Source organism: Paenibacillus sp. Marseille-Q9583, from assembly GCF_976954365.1.
The window spans coordinates 1-18,350 of sequence record NZ_CDRJTB010000067.1 but is presented as its reverse complement, the minus strand read 5'-3'; the positions used below and the strand labels follow the sequence as shown (position 1 = coordinate 18,350).

At 43.3% G+C, this 18,350-nt stretch carries 18 protein-coding genes; 13 read left to right on the top strand and 5 right to left on the bottom strand.

Annotated elements, in window-relative coordinates:
• Window positions 1-72: 72 nt before the first annotated feature.
• On the bottom strand, window positions 73-501 hold the full coding sequence (locus ACWNM1_RS24295) for a VOC family protein (protein WP_042189935.1): 429 nt from the start codon (window positions 499-501) through the stop codon (window positions 73-75).
• Between the two features lie 191 nt (window positions 502-692).
• Window positions 693-1,091 carry a DUF2871 domain-containing protein gene (locus ACWNM1_RS24290; protein WP_449602952.1) on the bottom strand — a complete coding sequence of 133 codons (399 nt, stop codon included), beginning with the start codon at window positions 1,089-1,091 and terminating at the stop codon, window positions 693-695.
• Between the two features lie 349 nt (window positions 1,092-1,440).
• On the opposite strand from ACWNM1_RS24290, the gene ACWNM1_RS24285 reads away from it, so the two are divergent.
• Window positions 1,441-1,656, top strand: coding sequence for a hypothetical protein (locus ACWNM1_RS24285; RefSeq protein WP_234532155.1), 216 nt, complete (start codon window positions 1,441-1,443; stop codon window positions 1,654-1,656).
• 116 nt (window positions 1,657-1,772) lie between these two features.
• Here ACWNM1_RS24285 and ACWNM1_RS24280 read toward each other — a convergent pair whose 3' ends face one another.
• Complete coding sequence (locus tag ACWNM1_RS24280) at window positions 1,773-2,738, bottom strand: NAD(P)H-dependent flavin oxidoreductase (RefSeq protein WP_449602951.1); 966 nt, start codon at window positions 2,736-2,738, stop codon at window positions 1,773-1,775.
• Between the two features lie 208 nt (window positions 2,739-2,946).
• Between ACWNM1_RS24280 and ACWNM1_RS24275 the strand changes: the two genes are divergently transcribed.
• The 12 genes from ACWNM1_RS24275 (at window position 2,947) to ACWNM1_RS24220 (ending at window position 16,541) form a co-directional block, all read left to right on the top strand.
• Window positions 2,947-3,609 carry an MgtC/SapB family protein gene (locus ACWNM1_RS24275; RefSeq protein WP_449602950.1) on the top strand — a complete coding sequence of 221 codons (663 nt, stop codon included), beginning with the start codon at window positions 2,947-2,949 and terminating at the stop codon, window positions 3,607-3,609.
• Window positions 3,610-4,118: 509 nt separating this feature from the next.
• Window positions 4,119-5,276: an ROK family transcriptional regulator gene (locus ACWNM1_RS24270; RefSeq protein ID WP_449602949.1), complete on the top strand. Its 1,158-nt coding sequence runs from the start codon at window positions 4,119-4,121 to the stop codon at window positions 5,274-5,276.
• 27 nt (window positions 5,277-5,303) lie between these two features.
• Complete coding sequence (locus ACWNM1_RS24265) at window positions 5,304-6,308, top strand: asparaginase (protein WP_449602948.1); 1,005 nt, start codon at window positions 5,304-5,306, stop codon at window positions 6,306-6,308.
• Between the two features lie 91 nt (window positions 6,309-6,399).
• Window positions 6,400-8,004 (top strand): glutathione ABC transporter substrate-binding protein, encoded by a 1,605-nt coding sequence (locus ACWNM1_RS24260; RefSeq protein ID WP_449602947.1) that lies wholly within the window; start codon window positions 6,400-6,402, stop codon window positions 8,002-8,004.
• A gap of 113 nt (window positions 8,005-8,117) precedes the next feature.
• Window positions 8,118-9,041 (top strand): ABC transporter permease subunit, encoded by a 924-nt coding sequence (locus ACWNM1_RS24255; protein WP_449602946.1) that lies wholly within the window; start codon window positions 8,118-8,120, stop codon window positions 9,039-9,041.
• Between the two features lie 69 nt (window positions 9,042-9,110).
• Window positions 9,111-10,022: an ABC transporter permease gene (locus ACWNM1_RS24250; protein WP_042189918.1), complete on the top strand. Its 912-nt coding sequence runs from the start codon at window positions 9,111-9,113 to the stop codon at window positions 10,020-10,022.
• Between the two features lie 13 nt (window positions 10,023-10,035).
• Complete coding sequence (locus tag ACWNM1_RS24245) at window positions 10,036-11,037, top strand: ABC transporter ATP-binding protein (RefSeq protein WP_234532164.1); 1,002 nt, start codon at window positions 10,036-10,038, stop codon at window positions 11,035-11,037.
• On the top strand, window positions 11,034-12,026 hold the full coding sequence (locus ACWNM1_RS24240; protein WP_042189914.1) for an ABC transporter ATP-binding protein: 993 nt from the start codon (window positions 11,034-11,036) through the stop codon (window positions 12,024-12,026). The genes ACWNM1_RS24245 and ACWNM1_RS24240 overlap by 4 nt, the downstream gene beginning before the upstream one ends.
• A 41-nt stretch (window positions 12,027-12,067) precedes the next feature.
• A complete protein-coding gene (locus tag ACWNM1_RS24235; RefSeq protein WP_449602945.1) occupies window positions 12,068-13,522 on the top strand; it encodes a M17 family metallopeptidase in 1,455 nt (484 codons plus the stop codon).
• 24 nt (window positions 13,523-13,546) lie between these two features.
• Window positions 13,547-14,239 carry a copper homeostasis protein CutC gene (locus ACWNM1_RS24230; protein WP_449602944.1) on the top strand — a complete coding sequence of 231 codons (693 nt, stop codon included), beginning with the start codon at window positions 13,547-13,549 and terminating at the stop codon, window positions 14,237-14,239.
• A gap of 27 nt (window positions 14,240-14,266) precedes the next feature.
• Window positions 14,267-15,217, top strand: coding sequence for an ROK family protein (locus tag ACWNM1_RS24225; protein ID WP_449602943.1), 951 nt, complete (start codon window positions 14,267-14,269; stop codon window positions 15,215-15,217).
• Between the two features lie 49 nt (window positions 15,218-15,266).
• Window positions 15,267-16,541, top strand: coding sequence for an alpha-L-fucosidase (locus ACWNM1_RS24220; RefSeq protein WP_449602942.1), 1,275 nt, complete (start codon window positions 15,267-15,269; stop codon window positions 16,539-16,541).
• A gap of 399 nt (window positions 16,542-16,940) precedes the next feature.
• Here the strand turns inward: ACWNM1_RS24220 and ACWNM1_RS24215 are convergent, their stop codons facing one another.
• Entirely contained in the window at window positions 16,941-17,936 is a 996-nt protein-coding gene (locus ACWNM1_RS24215) for an HAAS signaling domain-containing protein (protein WP_449602941.1), read from the bottom strand.
• The gene (locus ACWNM1_RS24210; protein ID WP_076300520.1) at window positions 17,923-18,270 is read right to left on the bottom strand and encodes a PadR family transcriptional regulator; all 348 of its coding nucleotides are present in this window, start codon (window positions 18,268-18,270) and stop codon (window positions 17,923-17,925) included. Before ACWNM1_RS24210 ends, ACWNM1_RS24215 begins: the two co-directional genes overlap by 14 nt.
• Between the last annotated feature and the right edge of the window lie 80 nt (window positions 18,271-18,350).

Here is an 18,350-nt window from a genome sequence, read left to right as displayed (position 1 = left end):
ACAACGAGCTGGAGGTAGGCCGCACCTGTATTAATAGGTTTCGCAGCCACTCCATACTCGTTGTTATTTTTATTACATATTCATTCGTCCGTCATCATAATTGAATTGCCAATCGATGCCGAATTTATCTTTTAGACTACCATAACACGAGCTCCAGAAGGTTTCTTGTAATTCCATACCTACTTTGCCGCCTTCTTTAAGCTTATGGAAATACTTTTTTATGCCATCCAAATCTTTACTAACTACCGAAAGACTAATGTTATTTCCTTCCACAAAAGGCATGCCCGGAAAAACATCAGAGAACATTACATTACTGCCTTCAATATTCAAGCGAGTGTGCATAACTAAATCTTTGGCTTCTTCAGGAAGAGTGAAATTGGGATCAGGTGGTGTTTCGCCAAAGGTCATGATTTGTGGACGTTCAACGCCAAACACCTCCGCGTAAAATTCTGCGGCTTGACGGCAATTCCCATTGAAATTCAGATAAACATCGATAGACATTTACTTCACTCCTTAAAAGTTTTATTGGCATCGAAAGCATAGTTTAAAGTTAAAATTTAAGATATCTCGCGACTTCCATATTGTATCATTTACCAGTGTATAAACAAATATACTTATAGTCTCATTTGGTATGAACTTAAATATGACTAATCAAAAAAAAGGCGCTGGAATATGATCCAGCGTCACTTTCCCTATGATTTAATTCGTTTACCGAGCAGAACTAGCAGCCAAATGATACCAGCACCTACTATGGCATGACCGAGACCCGCGATATGCGGTAAGAAGCTGATATCAGTCCCGTTAATTTGCAGCATCCCGCGAGTGGCCATAGTACCGATCGTGATCAGGAGACCAACGTTATATACAATGTACCATGCGCCAAAGGATTTAGCTTCATGGATATTAAATAACTTGGCTAGGATCAATGCGATTATAAAGAAGAAGAAGCCCAATACAAGGATATGAGTATGAAGTGCAACTAAGATGGTGTTTCCTTCGAAATCATTCATTTTGGTAATTTCACGATAAGCAACACCTGCTATCAAACCAAGAATGGCATAGAAAAAAGACGTGTAATACAATTTTTTCATGATCATGACTCCTTTATGTTTATAGTTATATTGAAATCATATCTTGCAAATAAGAACGCAGTATGAACAAATGATTATATAGTGGTTAATTTCACGGAATTGACAAAAATAAATCTCTTAAGCATGTCCCACATAGTTTCCACACAATATTCATCTATAATCATTAATATTATTGAACCCCACTATTCATTGGATTTAGGGTGTTCGATGGCACGGGAGGATGAATATGAAAAAAGCGGATTGGATCATAGCCATTCTAGTTATGGGAATGGGTCTGATGTGCATGTTGGTTTCAGCAAATTTTTTTCGTATTGATTTTTTCCGTATTATAAAGTAGGAGATGGTTTTTTTGAAAAGAGGAGTATTTGCAGTAATCTGTGTTGTTATTTTGTCATTTGGAATTGGAACAGCAGCGTATGCTGCCGGGTTTGCTCCAAGCACTTTTAAAGAGATGTTGCCCTTTATGAAAGAAAGACATCCTAACTTAGGTGATTCCGAACTAGAACAAATGTATAAGAGCTGTCATCAACAAGAGGGCATTTCTAATACTCGTGGAATGATGTAAGGTAATGTTGATGTAGAATCAGCTATAAACAACGCCTTTTAATAAGAACCCTTTGTTGCATACAACAAAGGGTTCTTATTTTATCTTTATCATCGCATAAGTATCGTATTACAATCTTATGTTGCCGGGTTCAATGCTCCCTGATACTCATACATTAAATTGTCAATAATCTGCTGTACGGACAATATCTCTTTAATCTCATGAACTCTCGACCCGGCAAACACTAATCCGTTCTTAACATCTCCTCTAAGGGAAGTTAGCAGGGAATCCATGGTACAGAAGCGATGCGAACAAACCTTTAGACAATTAGAGCATTTGGTTATTTTTAATTTGGCATCATCACTAATACGTTCAGTGAATTCATTACGAATCGCTCTGCCATCTAGCCCAACTGTAGACTTAATTAGAATAGTATCACCTTGCTGAGCATCTACATATTTTTGCTTAAAGGCCAGTGGAGCATCACATTCATGGCTAGCCACGAAACGAGTGCCCATCTGAACACCAGCAGCGCCAATCCGAAGGGCTTTTGCGATATCATCTCCTGTAAGAATCCCACCAGCAGCAATAACCGGAATCGAGACGGCTTCTACAACCTCAGGAAGAATTTCGAACATGGATCTCTCTGTACCCAAATGGCCCCCAGCTTCAAATCCTTCCACTACGACTGCAGAGGCACCAAGTCTTTCGGATATTCTGGCTAATTTGGCGGAGGAAACAATAGACACCACAGGAGTACCATACTCTTTACCCCAAGCATAAATATCTCTGGAAATCCCGGCTCCAGATATAATAAAGTCCACTTTTTCTTCCAAAGCGACCTTCATTTTATCAGCAAAATCCTTCATCGCGAATAGAACATTCACACCGATATATCCAATCCCTCTTGAGAGCTCTCTTGTTTTGCGAATATGCATTCTCAGTTCATCAGTGGTGATTCCTGTACCAGAAATAGTGCCGATCCCGCCTGCATTGGCTACAGCAGCAGCTAAGCCACTTAAGGATATGCCTACGCCCATACCCCCTTGAATTACAGGAACCTTGGATTTAATATGCCCAAATTGGATTGTTGGCAGTTTCATATACGCACCTCTTTCACTAGTTGTAGACCGTTATAAAATGTCTACTGGAGTAACAGCTATAAAGGTATCACAGTTAAATCTTTGCAGATGTGACTGTGCGCATGCTCAAACTATGTTAAATATCATGTCCATCTTATAGGAGGGGGAAATATAGAAATCCGTTTATGATACAATAAATAGCAATATCATAAGGAGAGAAGGACTATGTATGGAGTTTGAATATTTGCTTCGTGTAGTTGGAGCTGGAATTTGTGGTGTTTTAGTTGGCTTTGAACGAAAAAGTCGGATGAAAGAAGCGGGAGTTAGAACGCATTTTATTGTTGCTTTAGGTGCTGCACTTATGATGATCATTTCAAAATATGGATTTCAGGATCAAGCTGATTGGTCCTATGTTAAGCTCGATCCCGCACGTATAGCTGCCCAAGTAGTAAGTGGAGTAGGATTTCTTGGCGCAGGAATGATATTTATGCATAGACACACTGTGAAGGGCCTGACAACTGCAGCGGGGATTTGGGCAACGGCGGGACTAGGGTTGGCGATTGGATCAGGCCTATATATTCTTGGTGGAGGAGCAACGATTATTATCTTACTCGGGCAAAAGATTTTGCATGGCCGATACAGTTGGCTGGCCTCACCGAAAACGCAACAGATTGTGATCTGTCTGACTAATACAGAAGGAGCTGTGAGTAGAATTCAACAGCTACTTGAAGAAAAAAATATTACCATCTTAAGCTTTCACGCTGAAAATAATAGTCTTGCCTCCGAATTGAATTTGGAAATTATCGTAAAATTTCCTGAATCGTTTAATGCTGTGAATTTATTATCACTAATACAAGAGGACGCGTCTGTTAAGGCAGTAGAGTTTCAATAATTTTTTTAACAATCCGTATCAAAAGTTAGCTTCTATATGAAGAACTTGCTTTTGATGCGGGTACAATCTCATTCCACTGTCAATCCGCGCACGAGGCTACCCTATTTTTCAATATTCAGATTCACAAAACATCTGCATCGATCCCAAACCTCTTTTTGTTTTCGAAAATATTTCCTCCACCTCTTAATTAGATTCTTCCTGTTACTAGTTTCCGCTAGTCTATTATGAGAGAGGTTTTGGTCTTTTGTGTTATGTATGTGTTATGTATTTGGTGAGATTGTTATAAAAATCACATATTAAACGCTTTCATTTATTTCGAATAAAAAAATATGTCATTTATATTGACATACATTCAATGAGCCTTTATTATTAATCCCATCACTGGAGAAACTAAACTAAAATTTAAATCGAATATTACATTACCGTAGCTTAATTGGCAAATTTTTTCTTATTTTTATAGTTTCATTAGTTTGATTAATGCACTGAAGAAAATAATTAGGAGAATGTCTGTGAAAAAGCACGATCAGGATTTTATGAAGCGGCAAAATCGTTTGACGGTCTTCGAAATTATAAAAAATCAACAACCAATTTCTCGCGCTTCCATCGCCAAACAAACGGGTATGAGTCCTACAACTGTAAGTCGAATTGTTGGGGAATTGACTGAACAAGGGTATCTACTGGATTCGGATCAGGTATCGTCAGGATTAGGTCGCAAATCAACATTGATTGCTATGGTTGACGCTTCTGTGTTGTCAGTAGGGGTTGAACTGGATCGCAGTCTTATGATTGTAGGGATCGTAGATTTGCAAGGTAAGCTTCTCTGCAGCAGGCAATACCCGCGTACTCCGGACGAGAGTCCAGACAAGACACTGGAACAAATTAATGAAGCGATAGAACAACTGACGCAGCAGCATGTAATTGACAGAACACGTATCGTCGGTATTGGCGTTGGACTTCCTGGCATTGTGAATAACGAAGAAGGTATTGTTGTCTTCTCTGTTCAGCTTGGCTGGAAGAATGTTGCCTTAGCAAAACGGCTAAAGGAACTAACCGGTTTTGAAATTGCTGTAGATAATGAGTTGAAAGTTAGAGCTCTTGCTGAACACCTCAAAGGAGCTGCTGTTGGATCCGTCCGTACCGCACTATTGGGCTTCGGGCAAGGCGTTGGCTCGGCGATGATCCTCGAGGGAGAGATTTATCGCGGGGTGATGAACAGCGCTGGTGAAATAGGGCATACGACAGTGGATCCTAACGGAATGATGTGCGAGTGCGGTAAGGCGGGTTGCTTACAGACCTATATAAATATCAGTTCATTGTTGTCAGAAGCCAATCGGATTCGTCCGATTCGCACGATTGAGGAGTTATTTGAAGCAAAGGATGCAGGAGAGCATTGGGCGGTTCATTTGATCGAGCGTGCGCTCATGTACATGGCGATTACAATCAACAATGTCGTATGCATGTATAACCCCGATAGTGTGATCTTGAGCGGAGAACTCGTAGACAAATTCCCGGATATTTATGAAGCAGTCGAGAAGCTATATCTTTCACGCTTCACATGGGAACCCCTTCGTGGGTCTTTCTCCATTCATCGTTCGATGTTGAACGAGAATGGTGTAGTTATAGGATCAGGACTACTATCGCAAAATCGATTTTTTGCATTGGATTAAATAATTACAACGAGGGAGGTTGTACAGATGGGGTTTACAACATTAGTAGAAGAATATCGCGGTGGCTTACTGGAGAATGTCCATTATGGTGCAGTTAGCGTGGTCGATGAGAAAGGTAACATTTTGTATAAAGCAGGTAATCCGGAGCATATGACCTATCTTCGTTCAGCTGCTAAACCATTCCAAGCTTTACCAGTTATGAAGCGTCGGATCGATGAAGTTTATGGTTTGACAAGTAAGGAAGCCTCACTCTTTACTGCTTCGCATCGGGGAGAGGCCTTTCATATTGAAGCACTTGAATCTCTTTTTCAGAAAATGGGATTAAAAGAAGAGGGACTTCATTGTTGTTCTACATACCCTCTGAATGAGGAAGCCAAGGCAGAACGCCATCGGGGGAATGAGCCCACTCGCAAAATCTTTCATAATTGCTCAGGTAAACATGCAGGGTTGATGGGCCTTAGCAAATATATGGGTTGGGATATAGATACTTATTATGATCCTAACCATCCCGTGCAACAGGAGATCATTGATATCATGGCCTATATCGCAGAGGTATCGAAGGAATCCATTCCTCAAGGGATTGATGGTTGTGGTCTTCCTATCTTCGCACTCCCTCTTCATAAAATCGCCTATTCATATTTAAAGCTAGCCTGTCCTGATTTGATTGAGAATACGGAAATACGTAACGCAGCTGCTGCGACTGCAAAGCTTATGAACGATAATCCGGTGATGATTGCAGATACGAAATTCGTCTGCTCAGAGCTTCTAAAGGATGATAATCTGACGGCAAAGGGCGGCGCTAAAGGTGTATATGGGATTGGACTCCGAAAGGAACGAATCGGTATCTCATTAAAAGTATCCGATGGATCCGAACAAGTCTGGCCTTGTATTATCGCATCGATTCTGGAACGTTTAGGCTATAGCAATCAAGATACGATTGATCGTTTATATGCACTCGTGCCGAACACTATTGTTAATGATGGCGGCACAGTTGTAGGCGAACGCCGTGCTGTATTCCAATGGGAAGTCTGATTATAAGGAATCGAGAATAATCTTCAAGTCTAATAAGTAATCGGACTGGAAGCTTTTCTAATATATCGTTTCTAAAAGGGGAGTGTAAAACATGAAAGCAAAAGGAAAAGTATGGTCAATGTTCATGCTGTTGCTCATTACCGTAGTAGTGACAGCAGGCTGCGGCAACAAAGGTAGCAACGAGGGGAAGGGTAGCAATACCGCTGGTGGAACTGAAACAAGCACCTCAACCAGCAAGAATGATAAAGACATTGTAATTGCCATTAATTCTAACTTTATTACACTAGACCCTCATAACGCGAGCGATACACATTCGATTAGTGCTGCCAGAACGATGTACGAAGGTCTGATGGGTTTTGATGAGAATATGAACGTCGTTCCTGTTCTTGCTTCAAGCCACACTATAAGTGAAGACGGATTGGTGTATACATTCACACTGCAAGAAAACGTTAAATTCCAGGACGGCACTGATTTTAATGCCGAAGCAGTGAAGGAGAATATTGCCCGTATTCAGGATGAGAAGAATAATCTGAGACTGCGCAAAAGCTTCGCGAAGGTTGCCAAAGTGGAGACTCCTGATGCCAAAACAGTCGTTATTACACTTAGCGAGCCGTATAACGCATTCTTAAACAAGGTTGCAATGGCACCAATCATTAGCCCGAAAGCTATAACAGAGAATGGGGCCGATATTTCAAAAAAACCTGTAGGTACTGGCCCATTTAAGTTCAAAGAGTGGGTGCAAGGCGATCGTCTAGTTGTTGAGAAGAATCCGGATTATTGGCAAAAAGACTTGCCGAAAGTGGATAGTATCACCTTTAGACCCGTACCAGAGAATGGATCACGGATTGCGATGCTGAAGACTGGTGAGGCTGACTTCATTTATCCAATGCCAACCGAGCAAGTATCTGAGGTTGAAGGCCTTGAAGGAATTACTATAGATACCATCGATTCAACCATTGTTCGTTATGTAACTTTGAATACGATGAAGAAACCTTTTGATGATGTAAAGGTACGTCAAGCGATTAACTATGCTATCAACAAAGATGCGTATATCAAGGTGGTGAAATCGGGTCTTGGCGCTAAGCTTGATTCCACGATGTCATCCAAAACACAATATTATTCCCCACAAACAGGTTATGACTATGACATTGAAAAAGCTAAACAATTGCTTACTGAAGCGGGTTATCCAGACGGATTCGAAACCGAAATTTGGGGTGAGAATGAATCCGAAACTATGAAGGGTATGCAATTTATCCAACAACAGCTAGCGCTTGTAGGCATTAAAGTAGAAGTGAAGTCCATGGAAGGCGGTACTTTATCCGACCAAATTAACGCTGCTAAAACACCTGAAGAAGCAAAAATTCAAATGTGGTATGTCAGCTGGTCTCCATCCTCCGGTGATGCAGATGGTGCTACTAGAGGTTTGTTCAGTAGTGAAATGTTCCCACCTGCTGGCTCGAATACAGCTTATTATAAAAATGAAAATGTAGATAAATGGATTGCTGAAGCAAACAAATCTGTTGATCCGGAAGCGGCTAAATCCATTTATGCAAATATTCAAAAAACAGTATGGGAAGATGCTCCGTGGGCATTCATGGGCGTTGACCAAATCATCTCAGGCAAAAGATCGAATCTGGAAGGTGTCAAAGTCTTTCCGGATGGTTCCATTAATGTCCTAAATGCAGAAGTGAAATAATTCAAGTCAAACGCAAGATTTAATTTCCCAAGAATTGAACGAGGCCGCTTCTTAAGAATGGTAGGAAGCGGCCTCCACTAAATCATTTGTCGATACTGAAGGGGGCTTATGAGTTGGGTAGATATGCTTTGCAAAGACTCCTCGGGGTTATTCCGTTGCTATTCATTGTATCGGTATTAGTCTTTCTGTTTATTCACTTAATTCCTGGCGATCCGGCCCGGCTTATTGCGGGTAAAGACGCCACACTTGAAGAGATTCATGGCATTCAAGAGCAACTAGGTCTTAATCTGCCGCTGTGGAATCAATACATAAACTACATGAGCGATCTACTGAGTGGTAATCTGGGCAATTCGATTCGATCGGGGATTCCAGTAACCGATATGCTAGAAAGTAGAATAATGCCTACGTTGTGGTTAACGTTTCTCAGCATGGCTTGGGCGCTTGTCATTGGTCTTCTAATTGGCGTTATTTCAGCGGTTTATCGTAATAGATGGCCTGATCACTTAGGCACATTGACAGCCATTTCGGGGATGTCGATTCCTGGATTCTGGTTAGGTTTGGTACTCATTCAGATTTTCTCGGTAGAGCTTGGCTGGTTTCCGACCGGTGGTGTGGATTCATGGAAGTCTTATATTCTTCCTTCCATTACACTTGGAATGGGAATTATGTCGATGCTGGCTCGTTACTCACGGGCATCGATGCTAGAAACGTTAAGGGAGGATTATATCCGTACTGGACGTGCGAAAGGCTTACGAGAGTATGTTGTTATTAGCAGGCATGCGCTGCGCAATTCTCTTATTCAGGTCGTTACTGTAGCCGGACTTCAATTTGGATTCTTACTTGGTGGATCGGTAATGGTTGAGACGGTTTTCAGTATTCCTGGTCTTGGTAGACTGCTGGTGGATTCCATTTTGTTCCGGGATTATACAGTTATTCAAGCTTTGCTGCTCTTGTTTTCAACACAATTTATCCTTATCAATTTAATTGTAGATTTATTGTACGGCGTACTCAATCCGAAAATCAGGTTTTCTCAGTAAGCTAGAGTAACTGGGAGGCAGAATTACGATAGTTTTCTATAGGGTGAATATAGGATTAGGAGGGATATCATGAGCGACAATTCGGCGGTAATGGGAACTAATTCTCCTATACCCGGAGAGGTAATAGCCCCGGAGAAAACAAAAGGCCGCGCGGGTGTTTTTATTCGCAAGTTCAGCAAACAAAAGATGCCCCTTGTGGCTGCATTTTTTATCATATTGCTTTTTTTAATTGCCATTTTCGGGCCATTTCTGACCCCTTATAATCCTGATGAACCGAACTATGATGCGCTAATGCAGGGTCCGTCTGCCAAGCATTGGGCGGGAACGGATGAATACGGCCGTGATATTCTAAGCCGCTTAATTGATGGTACAAGGTTGACTTTGGCAGTCAGTCTGAGCTCCGTATTGATTGCAGGTGTACTTGGAACCATCCTTGGTCTTGTCAGTGGATATTATGGCGGTTGGCTGGATCGGATTATTATGCGTGGCAGTGACGTATTGTTCTCATTTCCTGATTTATTGCTTGCCATTGGGATCGTCGCTATACTTGGGCCTGGATTATCCAACGTTGTGATTGCAGTTGCAGTCTTCGGTACACCCTCGTTCGCCCGCATTATTCGGAGTGTAACATTGTCTGCGAAGGAAACGTTGTTTGTTGAAGCTGCCCGTTCCATGGGTGCAAAAAATCGCCGAATCATTTGGCGACATATTTTTCCTGAAACGGTCCCTAGTATCATTGTTAATCTATCCATGAAAATTGGTGGGGCAATCTTAGCCGCAGCGTCACTGAGCTTTCTTGGAATGGGTGCGAAGCCAACGGAGCCCGATTGGGGGGCGATGTTAAGTATGGGGCGCGATTATTTAAGTATTGCTCCACATATTGTTTATTTTCCGGGTTTAGCTATATTTTTGACAGTACTTGCATTTAACCTGGTCGGGGACGGACTGCGCGATGCTCTTGATCCCAAAATGAAAAACTAAGGAGGGACAAGACATGACTCAAAATTTGCTGGAAGTACAAGGGCTGAAAACGGAGTTCAAACGCGGCGATGGAAGTATAACGGCAGTTGCAGGTGTTGACTTTGTGATTAAGAAAGGTGAAGTGCTGGGTCTAGTTGGTGAATCCGGCTGTGGTAAAAGTGTTACCTCACTGTCGATTATGCGGCTCCTTAAGGATACGCCTGGCAGAATTTCTGGTGGTTCTGTTCGGTTTGAAGGAACGGATCTGACAAAGGTTACGGACAAAGAGATGCGCCAGATACGGGGAAATGAAATGGCGATGATTTTCCAGGAGCCGATGACTTCGCTGAATCCTGTCCTGAAGATTGGTTTGCAATTGATGGAGCCGATCATGTTGCATTTGGGTTATGGTCGGAAGAAGGCTCGTGAACATGCCATTCATATGTTGCGGTTAGTTGGTATACCACGTGCGGAAGACTTGGTGGATGAATATCCGCATCAGCTCTCTGGCGGTATGAGGCAGCGTGTAATGATTGCGATGGCGATGTCTTGCCACCCGAAACTGCTGATTGCAGATGAACCAACAACGGCGCTTGATGTAACGATTCAAGCTCAAATCCTTGATCTAATGAAGCACCTGAAAGAAGAACAGGATATGGGAATGCTGCTCATTACCCATGATCTTGGTGTAGTAGCTGAACTATGCGACCGTGTCGTCGTTATGTATGCTGGTCGTGTAGTGGAGGAAGCTTCCGTTCATGACCTATTTGCAAAACCACAGCATCCATATACGAAGGGATTAATTCAGTCCGTTCCTAAGCTGCGTCAAAACGTACGCCGCTTGGATTCCATTAAAGGGAATGTGCCTGACCTTTCACAAATGCCAGCAGGTTGTAAGTTTGCGCCACGCTGCGATTATGTCACAGAGCGTTGTCTCTCGCAGGAGCCAGAGTTACTCCCGATTGAGGGACTAGAGCGAAAGAGTCGTTGTTGGCTTACACAGCAGGAGAACACGGAAGGAGGGGAACGTTTGTGAAGGAGACTCCACTCATTGAAGTTAAAAGTCTGAAGAAGTTTTTTTCGGTGAAGAAGGGCTTTTTCGGAACTACTAGATATTTGCACGCAGTTGATGGGATCTCATTCGCTATACGTAAAGGAGAAACGTTCAGCCTTGTGGGTGAAAGTGGCTGTGGTAAATCTACTACGGGTAGATTAGTGACTCGCTTGCTGGAGCCGAATGACGGTGAAGTGTGGTTTAAGGGTCAAAATATTAGCCATATCTCAGACAATCAAATGCGGCCTATTCGTAAAGATATACAGATGGTATTCCAAGACCCCTATGCTTCGCTTAATCCACGGATGAAGGTGAAGGATCTTGTGGCTGAGCCTCTGCTCATTCATACAAAGCTCTCGTCCAAAGAACGGGATAAACTAGCATGTGAGTTACTAGAGACAGTGGGATTAAATAGTATCCACGCCGAGCGCTACGCTTTTGAGTTCAGCGGTGGGCAGCGACAACGGATTGGAATCGCCCGCGCGTTGTCTGTTCGCCCAAGCTTAATCGTAGCAGATGAGCCTGTGTCAGCACTGGATGTATCGATTCAGTCACAAGTGCTAAATCTGTTGCAGGATCTGCAGGAAGAGTATGGCCTGACATATTTATTCATTTCACATGATCTAAGTGTTGTTGAACATATTAGTGATCGAATCGGAGTTATGTATCTTGGTTCGCTCGTAGAGACGGCGGATAAGGATACCTTGTACGATCGTCCAATGCATCCATACACACAAGCACTGCTATCTTCTGTACCTGTACCCGATCCTACCTTAAAGAAGGAGCGCATTATTCTGAAGGGAGATCTTCCAAGTCCGGTTGATCCACCGTCGGGATGCCGTTTTCATACAAGATGTCCTTCCTGTATGGAAATCTGTAAGCAGCATGTACCGATATTCCGAGAAGTCGAACCAGGTCATGAGGTTGCGTGTCATTTATTTGATGAAGAAATGCTGAAATTAGAGCGGTAACTGAAATTGTGAGATAACTTTACGGAAAAGAAGGGACAGCGATGAATATCTTATTCGATTCCGCTAATGTGGCGGATACTATTGTCTATTTAGCTTATGACGAGGAGTCTTTTCCCTTTAAGCTGGGAGCGCCCCACAAACAGTGCAGCAGTGTGACTTGGTTACATGCTCGCACTGAGGAAGAGTCTGATGTGTTAGCGGTAGGAATGGGAAAGCGCAAGGATATTACGCTTGAGAGGATTCGCCGAGCGGGTGGAGCTGCTGCTCGTGCAATTCTAAAGGAAGGACGCAGTAGTGCTTCGCTGGTTCGCTTAGCATCTAAGGCTATAAATAGGAATAAGGATATTACTGCTGCTGATGAATTACAAGCTTGGATGGAAGGTTGGATTCTCGGCTTGTACCGTTTCCAAACTTATCGGGGAACTACCAAAGTGGAAGGCTCTGTTGAATTACAGCTTCAATCGATAGATTGGCCTGAGCTGTCATCGATTGAATTGGAAGCTGTACGGGTTTCTGCACAGATACGCGCTGAAGGAGCCGTAGTTGCTCGCGATCTTGTGAATGAGGTACCTGGGACACTGAATCCTGATCGTTTTGCAGAATGGATGGCAGAATTTTTCGACCGTGATGATGCTGCTTTGAAACTCCATATCTATCGAGGACAGGAGCTTGTGGAACTTCAGATGAATGGGTTGCTCGCAGTTGGAGCGGGGAGTAAGCACGCTCCAGCCCTAGTTGAAATTCGTTACGAGAGTAACCCTGAATTACCGATGTTAGCACTAGTAGGTAAAGGTGTAACCTTTGACTTAGGTGGCATGAATGTGAAGACGGCTAGCGATATCAGCGATGCACGCATGGATATGGGTGGTGCGGCTGCTGTAATTGGGGCTATGGATATTTTGATACGGAAGCGTGCCAATGTAAATGTGACCGCACTTATTCCAGTCGTTGATAATGTGCCAGATGCTGAGGCGATGTTACCTTCGTCTGTTATCCGCTACCCTAACGGGGTAACTGTTCAGGTTGCGAATACGGATGGCGAGGGTCGACTTATCATAGCGGATGCGCTTATTCATGCCGCGAATATCGGAGCAAACCAAGCTGTTGATATCGCTACCCTAACTGGAAATGTCGGTGCGGCGCTCGGATTAGGCATCGCGGGCATATGGGGCGATGTAGATATGACGCAGAGCCTGGTTGAGATCGGGGAGCGTAATGGAGAACGACTTTGGCCCATGCCGTTAATGGATGAATATGAAGCAGATCTCCGGAGTAATTATGCTGATCTCCGCAATGTTAGTACTTCCCCCTTTGCAGGTGCGATTACAGCAGCCCTGTTTATTCGGCGCTTTGTAGCAGAATCGATGAGCTGGGTTCATATTGATATGGCTGGGACGGTACAGTACAAACAGGATGTAGGTTACTCAGAAGCTGGAGCGACGGGATATGGTGCACGCCTTCTCGCCGATTATGTCATGAAGCAAGTGCATCATTAACAACTGGAAGAGTGGGTGAAAGCTATGAGATTGGAAATCATCGCAACTTGTATGGATGATGCTCTAACGGCTGAGGCGAATGGCGCAGATCGTCTTGAGCTCATTACTGCCATTACGGAAGGCGGATTAACACCAGGGATAGGGTTGGTGGAGCAGGTAGCCAAATCGGTTAGCATTCCTGTCTTTGTTATGGTCCGTCCGCACAGTCGATCATTCAACTATTCCAAGGATGATATTTTGACCATGGCTGCAGAGATCAGGCGGATTGCAGCCAGTGGTGCTTCGGGAGTCGTTCTTGGCGCATTAACACCGGAAAAAAAGATCGATGAGCATGCGCTTGAAATATTATTGCCGTTGACAGATGGCCTACAAGTAACCTTCCATCGTGCTTTTGACGAGCTGGAGGACCAAATTGCAGGTTATCGGACGCTTTGTAATTACCCGCAAATCACTCGTATACTTACCTCTGCTGGACCAGGCCCGGCACCCGAAGCCATTCCCGCTATGCGTAGGCTAGTAGAGGAATCAAGAGGTAGTTCGATTAGTATATTGGCTGGAAGTGGTTTGAAGCCAGAAGGTATTACAACGTTTATTCAACAGACCGGAGTCACAGAAGTACATTTTGGATCGGCTGTTCGTCATGGCAAAGATGCTTTGTCGCCAATCGATCCAGTAGCCCTGCGGGCGTTAGCTAAGAATATTCATTCGAACGGCTAATAATAGATAGTGAAAAGGTGAATGGTTATGCATAAAGCTGAGAGCTATGTAGTAGGAATTGATTTAGGCGGAACAAAAATTGCCGCAGCATTATTCGATTCAAAGGGTACCATGCTGAATCGGGAATTAATGGAGACAGCTGGCGCGCGCACCGCGGGAGAGGTGGTGCAGCGAATGATCGGAATGATCCGCTCTGTATCCGAAGGGCGACCGCTGATTGGAGTCGGACTGGCTTCTCCTGGAGCTGTGAATAGCCAGGATGGAATCGTAATTCACGGTACCAATCTTCCTGAATGGGATAATGTTCCACTGAAACATTGGATGGAGTCAGAACTTGGCATAGAAGTGAAAGTGGTAAACGATGCGAACGCTGCGGCTTGGGGTGAGTATGTAAGAGGAGCTGGTAAAGGCTCGAACAACATGGTGTATGTTACCTTCAGCACAGGAATTGGAGCTGGAATTGTCATGGATGGTGAGCTACTGCTCGGAACGAACTCATTTGCAGGAGAACTCGGTCATAATATTATTGACCCGAACGGAACGGAATGTAGCTGTGGAAGATATGGATGCTGGGAAGTATTTGCATCGGGTACAGCAATTCGGGATATGGCACTGCGGAGTATGGAGAGCAGAACGTCGATGATTACAGAGCTGGCTAGTAGAAGTGGTGAAAAGATTAATTCTCGACACGTCTTCGAAGCGATGGCACTAAAAGATGCGGTGGCTGTCGAGGTGATTGAGCGAACGATTCATTATATGGCGATTGGATTAGCTAACGCGGTACATACGTTTAATCCTGATCGCATTGTAATTGGTGGAGGCGTAAGCAAAGCTGGTGAACTACTGTTTCCGGCACTAAGAGAGAAAACAGAGGGACTTGTCATGAAGCCGTATAAAGGAACTTATACTATTGAATCAGCAGGTCTGAGGGATGATGTAGGTCTTATAGGCGCTGCAGCATTATTTCATACCGTCTAGACTATCTGAACTATTTATCAAAGCTAGCGAAAACGGAGGGGCTGAAGAGATGGGTACAAGAGAAGAAAGAACGAGATGGTTCTTACAGGATAGATTCGGTATGTTCATTCATTGGGGATTATATTCCATTCCAGCACGAGGGGAGTGGATACGTGGAAACGAGCGAATGAGTAGAGAGCATTATATGACGTATTTCGATGAATTTGACGCATCTCGATATGACCCGAAGAAATGGGCCAGCACAGCAAAAGCAGCGGGGCAGAAGTATGCGGTTCTTACGACCAAGCACCACGACGGATTTTGCTTGTTTGATAGCAAGCTAACAGACTTTAAAGCGACTAACACGCCTGCTGGACGTGATCTCGTTCGAGAATATGTAGACGCTTTCCGGGCGGAAGGTATTGCTGTAGGTCTGTATTATTCTATTATTGATTGGCATCATGATGATTACCCAGGATATGGTGATAAAGCACATCCGGATCGGGACAATGAAGCGGCTAAAGACAAGCCGATTGATTTTGATCGATACTTGGAGTATATGCATGGACAAGTGAAGGAACTGTTGACGAATTACGGCAAAATCGACATCATGTGGTTTGACTTCTCCTACGACAATATGACCGGAGAGAAATGGAAAGCAACGGAGCTAATCCGTATGATTCGCTCTATCCAGCCGGATATTATTATCGACAATCGTTTGGGTGGGAATATCCGTGCGGCCGAGCCAGAAGAATATGCTGGAGATTTCTTTTCTCCAGAGCAGATCATTCCTCCCGGTGGCATTGTTGACGTGAATGGTCAATCCATTCCATGGGAAGCATGCATTACGCTTAATGATAACTGGGGTTACCATTCCGAAGATAAAAATTATAAATCAACCCAGCAGGTCATTCGCTCAATGGTCGAATGTATCAGCAAGAATGGCAACCTCCTCCTTAATGTTGGACCAGATGCTAAGGGTGAAATGACACGGGAATCATTGGTTATCCTTGACGAAGTTGGGGAGTGGATGCGCCTTAATGGCGATAGTATTTATGGATGCGGGAAGTCTTCGCTGCCAAAGCCAGAGTGGGGACGTTATACGCAAAAGGGCAACAAGTTGTATGCGCACGTCTACGACCGAGGAATTGGCCCGATCTATTTCCAAGGCTTGAAAGGGAAGATTAAAAAGGCTAGATTACTACGTGATGGTACCGAGCTAAAGGTGGAGGTGCCGTGGATGGCTGAGGAATATTCGGATGTTGACGGTGGAGCGTTTATTACATTAAAAGGGGCTAAGCTTCCCGACGAGATGGATACGGTTATTGAGCTTGAACTTCTTTAAAAGCAGATAGAGTGTCCCATGAGTCATGAATGGCTGCTGGGGCACTCTATTGTTTTTCATTTGATTCAATCACGATTACGACATATACAAAGCACCAATCGGACACAGATGACCCTGATCGCAGTATTATTGCATTTTTGGGATGTCAATGGATCGTATAGACACTATTGGTATGAAAAACACATTGATGAACCTCTTTCAAGGGAATAGCTGCGCTGGAGTCCGAAACTCTGTTTAAAAGGCTGGAAATTCTCCAATAACGTCCTCTGGGTCCGTAACACTTAGAGGGTGCTGACTGACACTGTGAAAGCTGCTGAAGCTGTTGAAGCAGGCAGTCAGCGAATCAGAATACAAAGCAGCGATTCTCCAAATAACAGGAGAATCGCCGTTCTGTGAATACTAAAGGCGAGCCTTGCGGAAGCCTTCATATATATTGAGGACCGCAATTAAAATCAAGACCGCTATTCCTCCACCTACTAGCCCCGTCTCAAACTGGTTAGCTGTAGTGGTTAATAAATTAGACATGTAGTTAATGAATTCTTGGTTAAATACATTCGGATTTATAAGGATAATAGCGAATACAATAAGCACAATGAGCTCGAGGGCCGTATTACATAATGCTAATTCTCTAGTCCATTGTCTCTTGATTAATTTATATATAGTTAATGCGACTTCTAATCCGATCACAATAAGAATTAAAGGCCAATAATCAAGTAACACATGCTGATTAAAAGCTGGGGCTACGAAGTTAAGTGCGTCTTCACCGCCTCTATAGACTCTGATCAGGTGTTCAGCATTAAAATAAACAGTAGCCCAAATGGCAGTCCACAGTAAACTTCCGAACACTTCGAAGCTTGTAATTGCTTTTTTCTTATGGACAAGCGCGATATCCTTCAAATCATCAGGAGTCCATTTCCTTAATTTTGTAGTAAGTGGATGACCTTCCTTTCCTTTATCCGCCCGTTCGATAATAGCGAACACAACAGTTATCCAAAAAAAGACTTGGATTCCTACTTCAAGGAAGGTTCCAATTCCTCTACTTATAACTGCAGTAACAATATCCGCAACTGTTTTATCGCCGCTATAGCCAATCAAGTAATCAGCAACCAGAGCGATTAAAGAAACAACTACAGCGATCGGTATAATCATTTTTAATAACGTAACATATAAATCGAAATAGCGTGGGCCGATGAGATACATGGGCTGATCGCGATACTCACTAGCTAAAATAGCGGGATTGCCCAATTTTGTAAGGACGGCTTTTAGCTCTTTTTCGTCATAATCATCCGGTAACATATCCTCGATTGTAGATCGTAATTCAAGAGCGATATCCTCCCGATTTTGTTCCGGTAACCTCCGAGTCACTTCATGAATGTAAATCTCAATTAGATTCATGGTCATCCTCCCCTTGTAATAGGCCGTAGAGTTCTTTCGAATTCTTAAGCCATTCTTCCTTTAGCTGTAAAAAAATTTCTACGCCATAGTCACTTAGAACATAATATTTACGGGGTCTGCTCTCGGATGTGTCCCAGCTGCTCGTCACTAATTCCTGTTTCTCTAATCGGCGAAGTAATGGATATAGGGTGCTTTGATCAATGGTGATGCTGGAATCCTCCAATAATTGAACGAGCGAATATCCATACTGGGGTGTTCGTAATTGACTTAAAACGGCTAGCGTTAACGTACCTCTCCTAAGCTCTGTGATTAAAGAATTTAATAAAGTACTCATTCACCCACCTCATTATTTAAAATATAAGGACTTATAATCTCTTATAAATTGTTCTTATATTTTTGGTTTAAACGCTTGCT